The organism is Janibacter sp. DB-40 (genome assembly GCF_029510815.1).
Lineage (GTDB): Bacteria > Actinomycetota > Actinomycetes > Actinomycetales > Dermatophilaceae > Janibacter.
This window is the reverse complement of the sequence record NZ_CP120360.1, coordinates 671137-688443: the sequence shown is the minus strand read 5'-3', so window position 1 is coordinate 688443 and position 17307 is coordinate 671137. Positions and strand designations below refer to the sequence as shown.

Annotated in this window: 20 protein-coding genes and 1 riboswitch; of the genes, 7 read left to right on the top strand and 13 right to left on the bottom strand. The window is 72.0% G+C overall.

Annotated features, from left to right (window positions below):
• Positions 1-24: 24 nt before the first annotated feature.
• The gene (locus tag PVE36_RS03415; protein WP_277239461.1) at positions 25-474 is read right to left on the bottom strand and encodes a deaminase; all 450 of its coding nucleotides are present in this window, start codon (positions 472-474) and stop codon (positions 25-27) included.
• Between the two features lie 72 nt (positions 475-546).
• Here PVE36_RS03415 and PVE36_RS03410 point away from each other — a divergent pair, with 72 nt between their 5' ends.
• Complete coding sequence (locus PVE36_RS03410; RefSeq protein ID WP_277454577.1) at positions 547-1761, top strand: MFS transporter; 1215 nt, start codon at positions 547-549, stop codon at positions 1759-1761.
• A 1-nt stretch (position 1762) separates the two neighbouring features.
• Here the strand turns inward: PVE36_RS03410 and PVE36_RS03405 are convergent, their stop codons facing one another.
• The 4 genes from PVE36_RS03405 to thiC form a co-directional block, all read right to left on the bottom strand.
• Complete coding sequence (locus PVE36_RS03405; RefSeq protein ID WP_277454575.1) at positions 1763-2413, bottom strand: thiamine phosphate synthase; 651 nt, start codon at positions 2411-2413, stop codon at positions 1763-1765.
• Entirely contained in the window at positions 2404-3225 is an 822-nt protein-coding gene (locus tag PVE36_RS03400) for a hydroxyethylthiazole kinase (protein ID WP_277454574.1), read from the bottom strand. Before PVE36_RS03400 ends, PVE36_RS03405 begins: the two co-directional genes overlap by 10 nt.
• On the bottom strand, positions 3222-4583 hold the full coding sequence (locus PVE36_RS03395) for an MFS transporter (protein ID WP_277454572.1): 1362 nt from the start codon (positions 4581-4583) through the stop codon (positions 3222-3224). Before PVE36_RS03395 ends, PVE36_RS03400 begins: the two co-directional genes overlap by 4 nt.
• Positions 4580-6340 carry a phosphomethylpyrimidine synthase ThiC gene (gene thiC, locus PVE36_RS03390; RefSeq protein ID WP_277454571.1) on the bottom strand — a complete coding sequence of 587 codons (1761 nt, stop codon included), beginning with the start codon at positions 6338-6340 and terminating at the stop codon, positions 4580-4582. The genes PVE36_RS03395 and thiC overlap by 4 nt, the downstream gene beginning before the upstream one ends.
• Positions 6335-6444: riboswitch (TPP riboswitch) on the bottom strand. (Overlaps the previous gene by 6 nt.)
• 30 nt (positions 6445-6474) lie before the next feature.
• On the opposite strand from thiC, the gene thiD reads away from it, so the two are divergent.
• Complete coding sequence (gene thiD / locus PVE36_RS03385) at positions 6475-7320, top strand: bifunctional hydroxymethylpyrimidine kinase/phosphomethylpyrimidine kinase (protein WP_277454570.1); 846 nt, start codon at positions 6475-6477, stop codon at positions 7318-7320.
• Here the strand turns inward: thiD and PVE36_RS03380 are convergent.
• The 3 genes from PVE36_RS03380 to PVE36_RS03370 are packed head-to-tail and all read right to left on the bottom strand — an operon-like array spanning position 7310 to position 9230.
• A complete protein-coding gene (locus PVE36_RS03380) occupies positions 7310-7666 on the bottom strand; it encodes a DUF488 family protein (RefSeq protein ID WP_277454569.1) in 357 nt (118 codons plus the stop codon). The genes thiD and PVE36_RS03380 overlap by 11 nt on opposite strands.
• Positions 7663-8703, bottom strand: coding sequence for a tellurite resistance/C4-dicarboxylate transporter family protein (locus PVE36_RS03375; protein ID WP_277454568.1), 1041 nt, complete (start codon positions 8701-8703; stop codon positions 7663-7665). Before PVE36_RS03375 ends, PVE36_RS03380 begins: the two co-directional genes overlap by 4 nt.
• Positions 8703-9230, bottom strand: coding sequence for a DinB family protein (locus tag PVE36_RS03370; protein ID WP_277454567.1), 528 nt, complete (start codon positions 9228-9230; stop codon positions 8703-8705). The genes PVE36_RS03375 and PVE36_RS03370 overlap by 1 nt, the downstream gene beginning before the upstream one ends.
• A 957-nt stretch (positions 9231-10187) precedes the next feature.
• Here PVE36_RS03370 and PVE36_RS03365 point away from each other — a divergent pair.
• Positions 10188-10622 (top strand): hypothetical protein, encoded by a 435-nt coding sequence (locus PVE36_RS03365; protein WP_277454566.1) that lies wholly within the window; start codon positions 10188-10190, stop codon positions 10620-10622.
• Positions 10623-10706: 84 nt separating this feature from the next.
• Here the strand turns inward: PVE36_RS03365 and PVE36_RS03360 are convergent, their stop codons facing one another.
• From PVE36_RS03360 to PVE36_RS03350, 3 genes are all read right to left on the bottom strand, one after another.
• Complete coding sequence (locus tag PVE36_RS03360) at positions 10707-11159, bottom strand: SRPBCC family protein (protein WP_277454565.1); 453 nt, start codon at positions 11157-11159, stop codon at positions 10707-10709.
• A gap of 105 nt (positions 11160-11264) precedes the next feature.
• The gene (locus tag PVE36_RS03355; RefSeq protein WP_277455750.1) at positions 11265-12206 is read right to left on the bottom strand and encodes an NADP-dependent oxidoreductase; all 942 of its coding nucleotides are present in this window, start codon (positions 12204-12206) and stop codon (positions 11265-11267) included.
• A gap of 37 nt (positions 12207-12243) precedes the next feature.
• Positions 12244-12816, bottom strand: coding sequence for a protein-L-isoaspartate O-methyltransferase (locus PVE36_RS03350; protein ID WP_277454564.1), 573 nt, complete (start codon positions 12814-12816; stop codon positions 12244-12246).
• Positions 12817-12897: 81 nt separating this feature from the next.
• Between PVE36_RS03350 and PVE36_RS03345 the strand changes: the two genes are divergently transcribed.
• From PVE36_RS03345 to PVE36_RS03330, 4 genes are all read left to right on the top strand, one after another.
• Entirely contained in the window at positions 12898-13788 is an 891-nt protein-coding gene (locus tag PVE36_RS03345) for a bile acid:sodium symporter family protein (protein WP_277454563.1), read from the top strand.
• Positions 13789-13838: 50 nt separating this feature from the next.
• Positions 13839-14186, top strand: coding sequence for an SMR family transporter (locus tag PVE36_RS03340; protein WP_277454562.1), 348 nt, complete (start codon positions 13839-13841; stop codon positions 14184-14186).
• The gene (locus tag PVE36_RS03335; protein WP_277454561.1) at positions 14183-14506 is read left to right on the top strand and encodes an SMR family transporter; all 324 of its coding nucleotides are present in this window, start codon (positions 14183-14185) and stop codon (positions 14504-14506) included. Before PVE36_RS03340 ends, PVE36_RS03335 begins: the two co-directional genes overlap by 4 nt.
• Before the next feature lie 110 nt (positions 14507-14616).
• Complete coding sequence (locus tag PVE36_RS03330) at positions 14617-14826, top strand: dodecin (protein WP_277454559.1); 210 nt, start codon at positions 14617-14619, stop codon at positions 14824-14826.
• A gap of 65 nt (positions 14827-14891) precedes the next feature.
• On the opposite strand, the gene PVE36_RS03325 is transcribed toward PVE36_RS03330, so the two are convergent.
• Together PVE36_RS03325 and PVE36_RS03320 are read right to left on the bottom strand one after the other, a co-directional pair.
• Positions 14892-15725 (bottom strand): phosphosulfolactate synthase, encoded by an 834-nt coding sequence (locus PVE36_RS03325; RefSeq protein ID WP_277454557.1) that lies wholly within the window; start codon positions 15723-15725, stop codon positions 14892-14894.
• 28 nt (positions 15726-15753) lie between these two features.
• The gene (locus PVE36_RS03320) at positions 15754-17235 is read right to left on the bottom strand and encodes an MmgE/PrpD family protein (protein WP_277454555.1); all 1482 of its coding nucleotides are present in this window, start codon (positions 17233-17235) and stop codon (positions 15754-15756) included.
• Positions 17236-17307: the final 72 nt, after the last annotated feature.

Below are 17307 nucleotides of genomic sequence, written 5' to 3'. Positions count from 1 at the left end.
TGAAGCATCCCACCCCCGGGCGGCTCACGACCAGTGGGTCAGTCCGTGTCGGTCGTGCGAGCCGCCGGGCCACACGGCGCGGATGATGCCGGCGGCGGCGAGGGCCTTGCGGCACCCCGGGCAGGGCGGGTCCGTGATGTAGGCCGTCGCCCCCTTCGTGTCCCTCGTGGCGAAGAGGAGCGCGTTGACCTCGGCGTGGATGGCGATGCAGAAGCCGGGCGTCCCGGGCCGGTCGTAGTCACCCAGGCCGGGGATCACCTCGTAGTCGAGCTGCCCACGCGGGCAGGCGCCCTCGAGGCAGTCGGGCTCACCGGGGGCGGCACCGTTGTACCCGGTGGCGATGATGCGGTGCTCGATCGTCAGGACCGCACCGACGCGACGACGGGTGCACTTGGCGCGGGCCGCGACGGCGTCGGCGATCCCCAGGAAGTACTCGTCCCACGTCGGCACGCGGTGGTCTCTCTGCTCGAGCATGGCCAGATCCTAGGCGGAGCCCCACCGCGGACCGGTTGGGCGCCCACCACCCGCGGGTGGTAGACCCGACTGATGAGCACGCGCCCCGAGACCCGACCGGGTCCCCCCTTCCCCGCAGTGCTCGTCGTCATCGGGGTCGCGCTGATCTCGATCAACCTGCGCCCCGGCGCCACCTCCGTCGGCCCGCTCCTGCAGGAGCTGAGCGCCGCCCTGTCCCTCGGCCCGACGCTCGCCGGCCTGCTCACCGCGCTCCCCGGCTTCACCTTCGCGCTCGCCGGTGGCGTCGCCGTGGCCCTGGCCAAACGGGTCGGCCTGTCCAAGGGCATCACCCTCGGCGTCGCCGCCCTCGTCGTCACACTGCTCCTGCGGGTGCTCACCGACTCCGCCGTCGTCTTCATCGCGCTCACGGCCGTCGGTCTGGCCGGCATGGGCCTGGGCAACGTGCTCGTCCCGGCGTGGATCAAGGCCCACTCGCTCGACGGCGGCGTGCGGCTGATGACCGTCTACAGCATGGGCCTGACCATCGGTGGCTCGATGGGTCCGCTCCTCGCCGCTCCCCTGGCGCAGGTCGCCCCGGGGCAGTGGCGCGGGGCGCTCGGGGTGTGGGGGGTCGTGGCCCTGCTCGCCCTCGTGCCGTGGCTGGTGATCAGCGCCAAGGACCGCGTGCACCGACGGACCGGCAGCGTCGTCAACGGCCGCATGATCCACTCGCCGACCGCGATCGCGCTCACCGCGCTCTTCGCGGTCCAGTCGATGAATGCCTACGTCCAGTTCGGCTGGCTGCCGCAGATCTACCGCGACGCCGGGCTCTCGGCGACCTCCGCCGGGGCGTACACCTCGATCGTCGCCGGGCTCGGGATCCTCGGCGGGCTGCTCATGCCCACCGTCATCGACCGCGGCCGCCACCTGTCGGTCTGGATGGTCGCCTTCGGTGTGCTCGCCTCGAGCGGGTACCTCGGCCTGCTCCTGGCCCCGACGGCCCTGCCGTGGGTGTGGGCGGCGCTGCTCGGCGTGTCCGGCTTCGCCTTCCCGACCGCGATCGCCCTGATCACCGCCCGGTCACGGGACCCGCGCGTGACGGCGCAGCTGTCGGGCTTCGTCCAACCGGTGGGGTACCTCCTCGCCGGTCTCGGGCCGCTCGTCGTCGGCGTCCTCCGCGCCGTCACGGGCGGGTGGACCGTCGTGCTCCTGCTGCTCATGCTCAGCGGGGTGGGCATCACCGTGGCCGGGTTGCGCGTGGCCCGACCGGTCTTCGTCGACGACGAGATGGCGGCGAAGGTGGCCTGAGTCACCGTCCCCACGCCGCCAGACAGGCGCGGGTGGCCGCCGCCGGGTCGCCGGCCCCCATGATCTCGCGGACGAGCGCGACACCGGCGACGCCGGTCCCGGCGAGCGCGGGGACGTCCGCGACGGTCACGTCGCCGATGGCCAGCACCGGCAGACGCGTGGCCGCCACCCGGGCCGGGTAGCCCGCCAGCGTGACCGGCGGACGCCCGATGTCCTTCGTCGGGGTGGGCCGGAAGGGTCCGCAACCGAGGTAGTCCGGACGGTCCGCGCCCCGCCGCGACTCCGCCTGCCCGACGAGGTCGAGTGTCCCCGCTGTCAGGCCGATGATCGCATCGGGCCCCAGGAGCGCGCGTGCCTCGGCGACGGGGAGATCTGCCTGCCCGAGGTGGACGCCGTGGACCGCGACCCCCCTGCGGCGGGCGGCGTGGGCGACGTCGGCCCGGTCGTTGACGAGGACCCGGGTCGAGGGCGCCACCCGGGCGACGGCCTCGGCGACGGCCGTGACGAGGGTGAGGAGGTCGCCGGCCAGCAGGTGCTTGCAGCGCACCTGGACCACACCCGCGCCGGCCGCGGCAGCCGCGGCGGCGGCCGTCACGGTCGCCTGGCCGTCGCCGGAGGTGACGAGGGTGAGGCGCCAGTCGGTCACTCCCACGCCAGACCCACCCCATCGCCCACCTCGGCGGCACTCACCGCGTCGAGCGCGTCGAGGAGCGCCACCCTGAAGCTCCCGGGGCCCATGGCGCCCACCCGGTCGGCGGCCACGGTGAGCAGCGCGGTGGCGGCCACGGCGCAGGCGAAGGGGGTGACCCCCTTCGCCTCCGTGCCGCCGGCGGCGACCGCCAGCAACGCTGCGGTCAGCCCGCCGAGGAGGCAACCGGTCCCGGAGACCCGGGTGAGCATCGCCGATCCGCCCGTGACGCGGATCGTGCGCTCTCCGTCGGTGATGAGGTCGCGCTCGCCGGATACGGCGACGATGCACCGTCCATCGGCCAGGTGGCGGGCCGCGGTCGCCGCGTCGTCGGGGGTGGCGGTGCTGTCGGCGCCCCGTCCGCCCCGGCCCCCGCCGGACAGGGTGAGGATCTCGGAGGCGTTGCCCCGCACCACCGTCGGACCGAGCGCGCACAGGTCGTGGGCGATCGGGGTGCGCACCGGCGCGAGCCCGATCGCCGTGGGGTCGAGCACCCACGGGATGCCGCGCTCGTGCGCCGCCCGCGCCGTGGGGACGAAGCCGGCCATCCCGTCGGTGCTCAACGAGCCGAGGTTGATCAGCAGTGCATCCGCGACGGTGACGAGCGTGGGAGCCTCCGCGACGCTCTCGGTGAGCATCGGGCGCGCGCCCGCGGCGAGGAGGCCGTCCGCGACGAGGGCCCGGGTCACCGATCCGGTGGCTCCGTGCACCAGGGGCGAGCGGTCCCGCACCCGGGCGACCGCCGTAGTGACCTCGGCGCGCAGGTCGGCCGTCATGAGTGACCACCGGCGAACGCCGCCTCCGACGAGGCCTCGTCCCTCGCCCGGGCGAGGCTCTCGACGTCGCGGTCCAGCTCCGCCGGGGCCAGTCGCGGACCCAGGGCGCCACAGCCGGCGACGAGCAGGCCACCGACCACGAGGACCGCGGCGACCGACCCATCATGGCCCAGGGCGCCCTCGACCGTGGGCAGCCACCAGGGCCACAGGGCCGGGGCGACGATGGACAGGGAGTATGCGGTCCCGTACCCGGTCGAGCGCACGTGCGCGGGGAACCGCTCGCAGAGGTATGCGCCCACGGGACCGTAGCCGCACACCGTGATCACCTGCAGCAGAGCGATCCCCACGATGACGGGGATGACGCCGGCAGCGAGCGTGCCCCACCACAGCAGGGGTGCCGCGACGGCGGCGACGAGCCCCCACGCGATGAAGAACCGTCGTCGGCCGACGACGGTCGACAGATGGCCGGTCACCGACATCACGAGCGCCTGGGCGACGGCGGCGACGCCCATGACGACCGCGATCCGGCTGCCGGTCAGGCCGGCATCGGCCCCGAGCCGACCGGTGGCGAGGATGACGACCATGTTGGTCATGAGCCACAGACCGGTCATCAGGCCGAACATCTGCCAGAACGCCCCCGCGTAGTGGCCACCGAGGACGGCCCGCAGACCGAGCGCCGCGGGGGCGCCCTCCTCCGCCGCGCGCTCCCGCTGGCGCACGACGTGCGGGGCGTCCGCGACGCGTGAGGAGTAGTAGCCAAGCAGTGCGAGACCTGCTGCACCCCCGGCGGCGAAGACGAGGCGCCACCCCCACGCGGCGTAGGTCTCCGGTCCGAGGAGCGCGATGAGAGCGGCGGTGACGAAGGCGATCGTCGACTGCGCCCACGGGGCCATGGACATGATCAGACCGGAGACGAGGCCCCTGCGGCGGGGCACCGACCACTCCATCGCCAACGGGATGGCCGACGTGTACTCCCCGGCGAGGAACACCCCGCCGATGAACCGCAGGAGTACGACGGTGCTGATGGCGAGCACGCCGATGCTCTCGTGGGTCGGGACCACCGCGATGGCCAGGCTGCACGCCGCGGTTCCCGCGATGGCCACCTTGGTCGTGCGGGTGCGCCCGATCCGGTCGGAGAGCCGACCGAAGACCATGGACCCGATCGGGCGGCCCAGGAGGGTGGCGACGATGACCGACGCACCGGCGGTGACCCCGGCGTGCGGACCGGCGAGCGTCGCCAGGGCGGGGGCGAGCGCCACGACGGGCAGGAAGATGCTCAGCTGGTCGACGTAGTTGCCGATGACGCCCCCGCGCACGGCGGCCCGTCCGGCGGGCGGCAGTCCGGGCACGAGGGTCATCGCGCAGGCGTCTCGGTGTCGGGGCGGACGTAGACGCTGGCGCCGAGCTCGACGAACTGGCGCGACTTCGCCGCCATGCCCTCCTCGATCAGGGCACGCTGGTCGGCCGCCGAGCCGTACGCGTCCCGGATGTCCTGGCTGATCCGCATCGAGCAGAACTTCGGCCCGCACATGGAGCAGAAGTGCGCCGTCTTCGCCGGCTCCGCCGGCAGTGTCTCGTCGTGGTAGGCCATCGCGGTCTCGGGGTCGAGGGAGAGCGCGAACTGGTCGTGCCACCGGAACTCGAAGCGCGCCTTGCTCAACGCGTCGTCACGCATCCGGGCGCCGGGATGTCCCTTGGCCAGGTCGGCCGCGTGCGCCGCGATCTTGTACGTGATGACACCGGTCTTCACGTCGTCCCGGTTGGGCAGGCCCAGGTGCTCCTTCGGCGTGACGTAGCAGAGCATCGCCGTGCCGTACCGGGCGATCTCGGCGGCGCCGATGGCCGAGGTGATGTGGTCGTAGCCGGGCGCGATGTCGGTGACGAGCGGGCCGAGCGTGTAGAACGGGGCGCCGTGGCACCACTCCTGCTCGAGCTCGACGTTCTCCCGCACGAGGTGCATCGGGACGTGCCCGGGCCCCTCGACCATGACCTGGACGTCGTGCTCCCACGCCCGCTGCGTCAGCTCGCCGAGGGTGCGCAGCTCGGCCAGCTGGGCCTCGTCGTTGGCGTCGGCGATCGAGCCGGGCCGCAGACCGTCGCCGAGGGAGAAGGCCACGTCGTAGCGCGCGAAGATCTCGCACAGCTCGTCGAAGTGGGTGTAGAGGAAGGACTCCTCGTGGTGGGCCAGGCACCAACCGGCCATGATCGAGCCGCCGCGGGAGACGATCCCGGTGACGCGGTCGGCGGTCATCGGCACGAAGGGCAGGCGCACTCCCGCGTGGATGGTCATGTAGTCCACCCCCTGCTCGCACTGCTCGATGACGGTGTCTTTGAAAACGGACCAGCAGAGCTCCTCAGCTCGGCCGTCGACCTTCTCCAGCGCCTGGTAGATCGGCACGGTGCCGATGGGGACGGGACTGTTGCGGATGAGCCACTCGCGCGTGGTGTGGATGTCGTCGCCGGTGGACAGGTCCATCACGGTGTCGGCACCCCACCGCGTGGCCCACGTGAGCTTGTCGACCTCCTCGGCGATGGACGAGGTCACGGCGGAGTTGCCGATGTTGGCGTTGATCTTGGTCAGGAAGGCCCGACCGATGACCATCGGCTCGGACTCGGGGTGGTTGACGTTGGCCGGGATGATCGCCCGGCCCGCGGCCACCTCGTCCCGCACCATCTCCGGCGAGCAGCCCTCTCGCAGAGCGACGAACCGCATCTCCGCGGTGATCTCACCGCGTCGGGCGTAGTGCATCTGGGTGACCGTGCGCCCCGCCGTCGAGCGAAGGGGGGTCCGCTCCCGTCCCCGCCAGGCCAGTGAGGCCGCTCCGCGGCGCACGGCCGAGCGGCCGTCGTCGGCCAGGTCGCGGGGGCGGCCGGTGTAGGTCTCGACGTCACCGCGTGCCTCGATCCACCCCGTGCGCAGCTCGGGCAGCCCGACCTGCGGGTCGGAGCCGGGGCCGCGGGTGCGGTAGACGTGCACGTCCTCGTGCTCGCTCCCGTCGGGCGCGGGCGCCAGGGAGATCGCCGTGACGGGCACGCGGACGCTCGGGTCGTGGGGGTCGACGACCTCGACCCGACGGTGCTGGGGGTGGACTTCGGCCTCATGGGATGTGCGCATGCTGCGCCTCCTCTTCCTTCGCCGGCATGATCCGGACAGGTTCAGACGGTCCGGACGGCGACAGTCCGATCTCAGCTCGTGCCCGAGCTCCCGCGGGGGTGCCTCCACACTAACCACATCGTTACGGTGCTCGCATGACGGTCCCCCTCCCCCGCCCCCCGGTCGTCCTGTCCATCGCCGGCTCAGACCCCTCGGGGGGTGCCGGCATCCAGGCGGACCTGAAGACCGCGAGCGCGCTCGGTGCCTACGGCACCTGTGTCATCACCGCGCTGACAGCCCAATCCACCCGGGGGGTCACGCTCGTCCACGAGGTCCCGGTCGACGTCGTGCGCGCGCAGGTCGACACCCTCGTCGCCGACGTCGCGATCGACGTCGTCAAGGTGGGCATGCTCGCCTCGAGCGAGCTCGTCGAGGCGGTGCACGCGGCGCTCGCCTCGGGCCCGCTCGCGGACGTCCCGGTCGTCCTGGACCCGGTCATGGTCGCGACCTCGGGCTCACGGCTGCTCGCCGACGATGCCGTGGCCGCGGTGCGCGAGCTCGTCGCCCGAGCGGACGTGATCACACCGAACGTGCCGGAGGCGGCTGTGCTCCTGGAGGAGGAACCGGCGACCTCGCGCGAGGGTCTGATCACGCAGGCACAGCGACTTGCCGGCGCCGGGTCCCGCCGGGTGCTGCTCAAGGGAGGCCACCTGGAGGGGCCGGAGTCGGTCGACGTGTGGCTCGACGCCGCCGATGGTGACGTGGTCGAGCTGCGCTCCCCCCGGATCGCGACCACGGCCACCCACGGCACCGGCTGTACGTTGAGCACGGCGATCGCCGCCCTTCGCCCCCGTCACGACGGCTGGCTCCCCGCGGTCCGGGAGGCGAAGGACTGGCTCACCGACGCCCTTCGCCACGGGGAGGACCTGGCCGTCGGGGCCGGCGCGGGACCGGTGCACCACTTCCACGAGCAGCCGCGGTGGGGTGCGCTCAGCGGGTGAGCAGGTCCCGCAGGACGACGGCCTGGTTGTTCTCCTTGTCGGAGGCGCCGAAGAGCAGGGTCACGCGGCCGTGCTCGGCGACGAGGTCCTGCAGGGTCTGCCAGTCCTCGTTGCCCTCGAGCTCCTTCTCGTAGCGCTTCGCGAACTCCTCGAACTTCTCCGGGTCGTGGCCGAACCACTGACGCAGTTCGGTGGACGGCCCGACCTCCTTGAGCCAGTCGTCGAGGGCGGCGTCCTCCTTGCTCACGCCCCGGGGCCACACCCGGTCGACGAGCACCCGGTGGCCGTCGCCACTGGCGGGCTCGTCGCGGACGGAGCGGACATGGACCTGGTCACGAGTGGTCATGCCACCGACCGTACGCCCGCGTCCTGACGCCGGCGCCAGGACGACCGGGCCATCTGCACCGCCGCGTAGAGCCACGCCGACGCGCCCACCCACAGCCAGGCGGAGCCGATCGCCTCGACGATGGGAAGGGAGTCGGCGCGCCCGATGTACATCCCCGCCACCGCGTACATGCCCAGGGGGAAGACGATGCTCCACCACGTCGCCTCGTAGGTCAGCGGGATCCGGTGCAGCAGGTGGCGCCACACGCCGACGGCGAAGAGCACCGGGATCAACCACGTCGCCCAGGCCCAGCCGAGCACGGACAGGCCGCCGATGAGTCCGGAGGTGACGTCGATGATCGGCGTCGAGTCCATCTCGACGATCTTCGCGCCCGCGACCACGGTGATGGCCATGGCGCCCATCGAGACCCAGTACGGCGGGTTGAGGTCGGACGGGGAGAAGGGGTAGAGCAGGATCCGCAGGGCGACGAAGACCGCGCAGGCGGCGTACAGCACGATGCCCACCGACCAGGCCGACACGGCGAGCACGGCGATCTCGGACCGACCCGCCGGGACGTGCGGCTCGATGCTCGCCGCCGCGGTGGCGACCGACTGGCTCGCGACGACCCAGATGAACCACGTGCCGTTGACGTGCTGGAGCACGGGACGCTCCGCCCGTCCTAGGGCAGCGGCCCAGGGGACGCCGTAGCCGAGGAAGAGCCCGACGACTGCCGCGAAGGCGAGCATCGCGGCGCTGGCCTGCCAGTACTGGTCGACCAGGCGCACCGCCAGCACGTCGGTGCCGGCGACGACGGTGAAGAAGCCGAAGGCCACGACGGGGTCGTGCAGGTCGGCGACCACCCGGTTGCGGTACAGCACGCACCGCGTCCCCAGTGCCAGGAGGAGCAGGACCCATGCCACCAGGGCGATGACGAGCAGGACGCGGGAGGCGAGGACGAAGCCCTGCTGGTCCATCCCGACCGAGACGATGCCCGTCGCCATGACGAAGGCGAAGGACCCCGGGGGCAGCGTCGCGACGACCTCGCGGACGTGTCCCATCAGCCCTCGACGTCGTGCAGGTGGTGCTCCACGTCGTGGAGCAGGTAACGGCACATCTCGGTGACGGTGAAGGGCCTTCCGTCACCGCGTCGGCCGGTGCACTCCCACTCGTCGCCCTTCACGCGACCGAGGACCGCCACGGTGGACTCGGTCCCGGTCGCGATCTGCTGCGCGACCTCGTCCGGGTCGTTGGCCCAGAACTGTCCGCGGACCGCTGCCGCCTCACCGTCGTAGTCGCTGAGCACCGGGTCCTCCCCCGTGAGCATCGCGTCGACGCGCTCACCGAGCACCGCCACGAGGTCACGGGAGTGGCTGGCGTACTCCAGCGGGGACCACACGTGCTCGCTGGGCCGCCGCGCGACGTCCGGGCGGCCCAGCACCTCTGCCCAGCGCGGGACCGCGGCCCGCAGGCGCTCTCCCGTCAGGACGGGGTCGTGCAGCTCGTACCCGCACTCGGGGCACCCGGCCTCGAGCACGAAGGTCCAGTCCGTGGCGTCTGGCTCGGCAGGTGGTGGTGCGGCGTCCATGCTCCCCATGGTGCCAGCGGTGGGCACCCGGGTGGACGAGCAGTCGGCCACCTCGCCCATGACGTCTTTACTTGCCCCCCGGGCGCCACGACAATGGCCCCGTGGTCACCAACAGCGGGGGCGATCCCTTCGCCACGGTCGTGGACCTCGTCGCCACAGTGGTCGAGGCTCCGGGCACCTCCGATGCCCGAGTCGGGGCCCTGAGCGACCTGCTCATCGATCGGCTCGGCTCCAGCGCGGGCCTGATGGTCCACGGCGCCCCCCTCGGCTACGACGTGCGAGCCGTCGGCCGGTCGGCCTCCCCCTCGGCCCGGGCGCGCATGCGCGAGAACATGCGCATCGACGCGGGGCCGGACCCCCTGATCGACCGCTTCCGTGCCGGCGACCTCGAGCCGACGACCGCCGGCCGGGCCTACGGCGGCCAGGACCGGTGGCAGAGCTCGCCGAAGTGCCTCGGGAGCCTGGAGATCTGGGGGATCAACCAGGTGGCCGCGCTTCCCGTGCGGCCGGGCGCCGAGTTCGTCGTCTTCTTCATCGGCCGTCGCGGCGAGGACTACGACGAGGCGGACCTGGCGCTGCTGCGTGCCGTGCAGCCCGTCGTCGCCGGCCTCGTCCGGCTCTTCGAGCCCGAGCACCTGCCCCCGAAGCACCTGACCGAGCGCGAGACCCAGGTGCTGCGCCTGCTGGCTGCCGGGCACAAGGCGCACACCATCGCCCGACTCGCGGGCTGCTCGGAGCGGACGGTGCACCGGCTCCAACATCTACGGCAAGCTGCGCGTCGGAGACCGCTTGAGCGCCGTCACCCGCGCGCACCGGATGGGCCTCCTCGACAGGGAGGACGGTCTCACCGCGTCCCGCCATGGGTAGATGTACGCATGGCACACCCGCGCCGACCGGAGTGTGCTTGCTCCCAGACCGCCGGGAGGTCCGGCGGCACGGGGACATGGGGAGACGGTCATGGGACACCACATCATTCGCCGGTCGGTCGGGGTGATTGCAGGCGCGGCCGCGCTGACGCTGGGGACGGCGACGGTCGCCTCGGCGCACCACTGCTACAAGGTGGACTGGAACGACAAGGCAGCCGAGCAGCTGGCCAGGGGCGGCACGGCCTGGCTGCCCCTGACCGACCTGGGCGCGATGATCATCGCCGAGGAGATGGGGCAGCCGCAGTGCGCCGGGTACGCCTCGATCGCAGTCGACCACTGGATGGCGGAGACCGGTGCGACGTCGGAGCCACTCATCCACTCCAAGGCCACCGTCGGTGGCGGCGCCTACTACAACAAGGGCAAGGCCCCCAAGCCCTTCGGCTACCTGGGGGAGGCCGACTTCGTCATCCTCACGGACGGGCTGATGATGGCCATCGACTCCTGCATGGCGGACGCCGGGGCCTGAGTTCATCTCCGGGGGGGGAATCGGGCGGGCACTCACCACCGGGTGGGTGCCCGCCCTTCGTGAGCCCCGCAGCCCCGAGCCGGGTCAGGCCCGCTCGGTGCAGAGCTGCGCCAAGCGCTCGATCGAGGCCCGCAGACGCTCCGACGTCGTTCGGCGGGCCCGGGGGAGACGACGTTCGTCGGTCAGCTGCGACCAGTCGTAGGTGTGGGTCACCTCGGTGCGGCCGTCCTCGAGTGCACGCAGCTCCCATCGCCACAGGTGACCGAACGGCTGCGCACCCGGCTCCGCGGGTCGCCAGGCGATCAACCGACCCTCCTCGAACTCGACGACATGGTTCTCCCGAACCATGTCGTCCTTGATCAGGACCATCGAGAAGACGTCCCCGACGGCGCGGACCCGCTGACCGGGCGCGGCCCGGGCGAGGTTGTCGTTGCCGTCCCACGCCGGCTGGTTCGCGGGGTCGGCGATCTGCTCGAAGACCACGTCCGCGGGGGCCTCGACGACGGCGGTGGCGCTGGCGACCTTGCTCTCCTCCATGGGACCACTGTGGCACCGGCCGGGGGCCGTCGCATGTTCGCCGTCGGCCCCGGCCGGGGACGACTCACGCGGGTGAGCCTCCCCGGCCGGGGACGGCTCACGCGGTCAGGCGAGGACCGCGCCCTCGTCGCTGACGGCGACGACGAGCTTGCCACGGGCGCCGCCCTCGCGGCTGAGGGCGAATGCCTCCGGGACCTGCTCGAGCGGGAAGGTGCGGTCGATGTCGACACGCAGCCGCCCCTCGGCGACCTCGGCGAGCAGCCGCGCCAGACGCTCCCCGTCCGGGCGCACCCAGACCCAGCGGCCACCGTGCTCCTCGACGGTCGGGTCGGCGACCGAGGCGAGGCGACCCCCTTCGCGCAGCACCTCGAGGGAGACGTCGAGGACACCGCCGACGAGGTCCGCGACCGCGTCCACGCCGTCCGGCGCCACCTCGGCGAGCCGGTCTGCCAGCCCGTCACCGTGGGCGACCGGCGTCGCTCCGACGGCCGCGAGCTTGTCGTGGTTGGCCGGCGACGCGGTCCCGATCACCGTCGCACCCGAGGCGACCGCGAGCTGGCTGGCGAGGTGGCCGACTCCTCCGGAGGCGGCATGGACGAGGAGGGTGTCCCCCTTCGTCACCGCGAGGGTCTCCAGGACGCGCAGCGCGGTCAGTCCGGCCAGCGGGAGCGCCGCGGCCACGTCGTCGGTCACCCCGTCGGGCACGGCGGCCACATCGTCGACGCGGACGGTGACGTACTCGGCGAAGGTGCCGGCGGAGACGACCTGCTTGCGGGCGTAGGCGGCGACGCGGTCACCGGGCGCGAACTCCGGGGTGTCCGGCCCGACCTCGTCGACCACACCGGCGACGTCCCACCCGGGGACCACCGGGAAGTGGCTGTCCATGAGCGGGTCGAGGCCGCCCGACATCACCTTCCAGTCCACGGGGTTGACCGACGCCCGGGTCACCCGGATGCGGACCTCGCTCGGCCCGACCTTCGGGTCGGGGCGGTCGACCATCCGCAGCTCGTCATCGTTTCCGTATCGGTCATAGGTCAGTGCACGCATGTGGGCGTCAACGGTCGCGAGGCGCTCGTCCATTCCGTCAGGAGATCAACGGCACGAACCGGTACCGCCCGTGCCGCGTCACCCGGGGGCCCTCCGGGTGCGCCACGACCCGCAGCATCTCCCCTGCGACCGGGACGACCATCACCCCGTCGGTGGCGAGCTGGTCGACGAGCTGCTCGGGCAGCTCCCTCGCCTCCGCGGAGACGAGGATGCGGGCGAAGGGGGCGTGGCCGGGGGCGCCGAGCACGTCCGGGTCGGCGTGGTGCACCTGCGCCCACGGGCGGTCGAGCCCGAGGAGCGCCGCACGGGAGGTCTCGACGAGTCGTGGGATGCGCTCGACCCCGATGACCTGCCCGTCGGGGCCGACGAGGTCGGCCAGCAGTGCCGTCGTCCACCCGGACCCGCTGCCCACGTCGAGCACGAGCTGCCCGGGACGCACGTCGAGCAGGCGCAGCATCGCGGCGACGGTGCTGGGCTGGGAGTTGGTCTGGTCGTCGCCGATGGCCAACGGGCCGTCCTCGGCCGCACGGTGGCGCTCCCGCTCGGGCAGGAAGCCGGACCGCGGGGTGCGGGCGAAGGCCTGCTCGACGCGCTCGCTCACCTCGTCCATGGGGCCATCCTCGCCGTCGGACCACGCACCCGCAAGAGATTCTCCTACTCACGAGTAACCCTGTGTGGCATCGTGTCCGCCATGGACTCCGGACTGATCACCGTCGGCCTGCCGATCGCCCTGGCCATCATCATGTTCGGCCTCGGCCTGTCGCTGACCGTCGGCGACTTCGCCCGCATCGGCCGGGAGCCCAGGGCCGTCGTGCTCGCCCTGGCCGTGCAGGTGCTGGCCCTGCCGGTCGTGGCCTTCGGCCTGGTGAAGGCGTTCGGCCTGCCACCGCTGCTCGCGGTCGGCGTCATGCTGCTCGCGGCCTCCCCGGGCGGGACGACGGCGAGTCTCTTCAGCCACCTCTTCCGTGGTGACATCGCGCTGAACATCACGCTCACCGCCATCAACTCGGTGCTGGCGGCCTTCACGATCCCGCTCATCACGAACTTCGCGATCCGCCACTTCGGCGCGGAGGGCGAGCTCGGCCTGCAGTTCGGCAAGGTCGCCGGCGTCGTCGCCCTGGTGCTCGTGCCCGTCGCGATCGGCATGGCGGTGCGCGGCCGCCGGGCCGAGCTCGCCGCGCGGGCGGACAGGCCCGTGCGGATCTTCTCGATCGTCGTGCTCGTCCTGATCATCATCGGCGCGGTCCTGCAGGAGCGCGAGAACATCCTCGACTACCTCTCCCAGGTCGGACTGGTCACCGGGCTCTTCTGCCTGCTGAGCCTGACGATCGGTTACGGGTCGGCGCTCCTGCTTCGCCTGTCGCACGAGCAGGCCATCGCCGCCTCCATGGAGATCGGCATCCACAACACGACCATCGCCCTCACCATCGCCATCAGCATCCTCGGCAGCACGACGGTCGCGATGCCGAGCGCGGTCTACTCGCTGCTGATGTACCTGCTGGCCACCGCCTTCGGCTTCGCGATCACCCGCGGGAGGAAGGGTCCCGGCGCGGCGTCCACGCCGGCGCCGCTTCGCGCCTGACCCACCGTCGGTAGGATCACGACCATGTCGCGAGCGGGATCGGGGGCCACGTGACGAAGTGGTTCCTGCTCGCCGCCGCGATCGTGTGCGAGGTGACGGCCTCCCTCTCGCTGAAGGGCGCGCTCGAGCAGCCCCTGCTGTACGTCGTCGTCGCCGTGGGGTTCACCGCCGCCTTCGTGCTGCTGGCCGCCGTCCTGCGCCGCGGGATGGGCATCGGGGTGGCGTACGGGATCTGGTCGGCCACCGGTGTGGTGCTGACGACGGTCCTGTCGGCCCTGGTCTACGACGAGACCGTGACCGGCCTCATGGGCGCGGGGATCGTCCTGATCATCGGAGGCGTGCTGCTCGTGGAGCTCGGGTCGCACGAGGACGGCAGCGCACCCGGGGCGACCCCGTGACCGCGTGGCTCCTCCTCGTCGTGGCCGTCGTCGCGGAGGTCGCCGGGACGCTCTCCCTCCGCCTCGCCGCCACGGGTCGCCCGGTCTGGTACACGGCGGTCGGCGCCGGTTACCTCGTCGCCTTCACCGGGCTGGCCGCGACCCTGGGCCAGGGCATGCCGCTGGGGGTCGCGTACGGGATCTGGGCGGCCGCGGGCGTGGCGCTCACCGCGATCGGCTCACGGGTGTTCTTCGGCGAGCCACTCACCCGGGTCATGGTCCTGGGCATCGCGCTGATCATGGCCGGTGTCCTCCTCGTCGAGCTCGGCTCGGTGCGCTGAGGCCGCGACGACGACGACCGCCCGCCGGTCCGATTTCCGTGCACGTGGGCGCCGTCCTCCGCTAGCGTGACTGCTCCCGGCACCCTCGCCGGGTCGACCAGGAGGCACTCATGGCGAACAGGACGTACAACATCACCGAGATCGTCGGCACCTCGCCGGACGGTATCGACGCAGCGGTCGAGAACGCCATCGGCGAGGCGTCGCAGACGCTGCGCAACCTCGACTGGTTCGAGGTGCAGTCGATCCGTGGCCATGTCGACGGCGACGCCGTCGCGGACTGGCAGGTCACGATCAAGCTCGGCTTCCGGCACGAGGGCTGACCGGCCCCGGGCACGGATCGAGGGTCGGACACCGCTGCGGAGTCCGACCCTCGTGGTGCGCCCGGTCAGGCCGGGTTGAGCACACGGCCCCAGGTCGACTTGTTGCCCCAGATGTTCTGCCGCAGGCCTTCCAGCTGGAGAATCTGGCTGTGGTCGACGAAGAGGTTGACCTCGTTGCCGTAGTTCTTGATGTACCACTCGAAGACCGGACCGTCAGCCGCCTCGAACATGACGTTCTCGATACCCAGGCCGTTCATGATCGATGCTGCGGCGCCGGTGTTCCAGGTGCTCACGTTCTCCGTGATGCCCTCGGACTCGATCATGATGATCTCGGCGCCGGCCTCCAGGGTCTTCCTCCCCCGGTCGATGAGGTCGCCGATGTCCTTGGCGCCCTCGGCTGCGAGCTCGGCCTGCGAGGAGTCCCCGCCGGAGCCGATCTGGATGCCCAGCTCCGGCTTGGCCTTCAGGCCCGCCCGGGTGACCTTCTCGACGAGGCGCTGGAGTCCGGAGGTCGGCAGCATGATGAAGCCGGTCGAGATCTCGATGACGTCGAAGCCGACGTCCTTGGCCTCCCGGAGGTACTGGTCGACCGCGTCGTCGCCGTACCGCAGAACGGTCTCGATCCACCCTCCCGAGGAGACGTAGGCATCGTGCTCGTGGGCGATGTCGCTGAAGGCGCGCACCTGCTTCGGCGGGACCAGGGCGAAGGAACCCCCGGCCCACTTGATGCCGTCGACCCACTGGCCGGCGACGTCCATGACGTCCGCCAGGTGCCGGGTGCCGAAGCTGGAGTAGTACGGCGCGCGGATCTCGGTGATGCCGTGGGTGCGCGGCTTGGTCGGTCGCGCCGCTCGCGGCACGAAGTTGAACGCGGTGTCGAAGGGAATCTCGTTGCTCATGGCTCTTTCTCCTTCTCGTGCACGAGGGTCAGGCGGCGGAGTCCGCCGCCTCGGCGCGGGTCGTGCTCACCCGCGCGAGGGCCGCGGTGAGGTCCGCGACGGTGTGGGACTCGAGGTCGTGGACGATGCCGGCGACCTCGTCGCGCAGCCGCGTCCCGGCGAAGGGGGCGGCGAGCCCGTCGAACTTGCGTCGGGCTCCGTCCCAGTCGAGTGGGTCGGTGTGGAAGCCCCGGTAGGAGTCACGCGAGGCACGGAAGGTCGTGCCGTCGACGAGGGTGACCTCGAGGTCGGCCGGCATGGCCTGCGGGAACCGCTGCGAGAACTCGTCGCTGGGGACGATCTCCACCGTGCCCATCAGGCCCTGCACGTCCTCGGCGATGATCCGCTCGTGGTGGTACTGCGCCGGGGTCAGCTCGCCGTCGCAGAGCATGACGGCCAGCATCCACGGCAGGGAGTGATCAGCTTCCTCCTTGCTGCGGACGGTGCGCTTGTCGCCCTCCTCGCCGCCACCGATGATCGAGTGGGCCACGTCGAAGGTCGTCAGCCGCACCGAGGCGATGGCCTCGACGTTGAAGCCGTCCTGGGAGCGGACCTCCTGGGCCGCGTCGAGCGCGGACTGGGAGTGGATCTCGGCGTTGTGCCGCTTGATGATCGAGCGGCGCACGGCCTCGAGGTCCTCGGTGGACCAGTCGATCGTGAAGTCACCGGCGATGGACTGCTTGAAGCCCTTGTTGCCCTCGAAGACCTCCTCGGGGCCGGTGATGCCACGGCCGGCCAGGAGCGCCGCGAAGGTGCCCTCCTTGGCGACCTGGGGGTAGGCCAGCCCCTTCCAGTGACTGAGGTTGCCGGTGCGGGTGACGCGCAGGGCGTTGTTCGCGGTGCCCGAGATCGCGATCGCGTGGGCGATCTGCTCGACGGGCAGACCGAGCGCCTTCGCCGCACCTGCGGCCGCGGCGTACGCGCCCTGGGTCGTGTGGTCGAATCCGGCGCCACGCACGGGCGCCTCGTCGGACAGGCGTGACTGCACCTGGTAGGCCACCGCGAGCGCGGTGAGGAGGTCCCGGCCGCTGCCGCCGACGGACTCACTGGCGGCGAGCACCGCGCCGAGGTTGTCGGAGGGGTGCCCGGTCTCCCCCTTCGCCAGGTAGGAGTCCATGAAATCGAGGTAGCGGGACAGGGCGCTGGTGAGGAAGGCGGCGCGGTCGGGGGCGGCGTGACCGCCGCCGATGAGCGTGGCGGAGAGCCGGGGCGCCGGCTCCCCGGGCGCGCCGGCTCGAGAGGCGCCGAGGTCGTCCACGAGGCCGCGGACGGCCCGGATCGGCTCGGCGTCGAGCGCTCCGATGGCGACCCCGAGGGTGTCGAGCACGCGGATCTTCAGCTGCTCGAGGGCCTCGGGACCGATGTCCTCGAAGGCCGCCCGGTCGACGAACTCGGCGAGCTGCTGCACCTCGGTGCGCGGCGCGGTGTCGGAGACGGAGGTGGAGCTGGCGGTGGAGAGGGAGGTGGTCATGGGATCGTCCTTTCCTTGCGGTCCGTGACTAACCAAGCTGTAGGTAAGGGTTGCCTTACCTGACTCCGACAC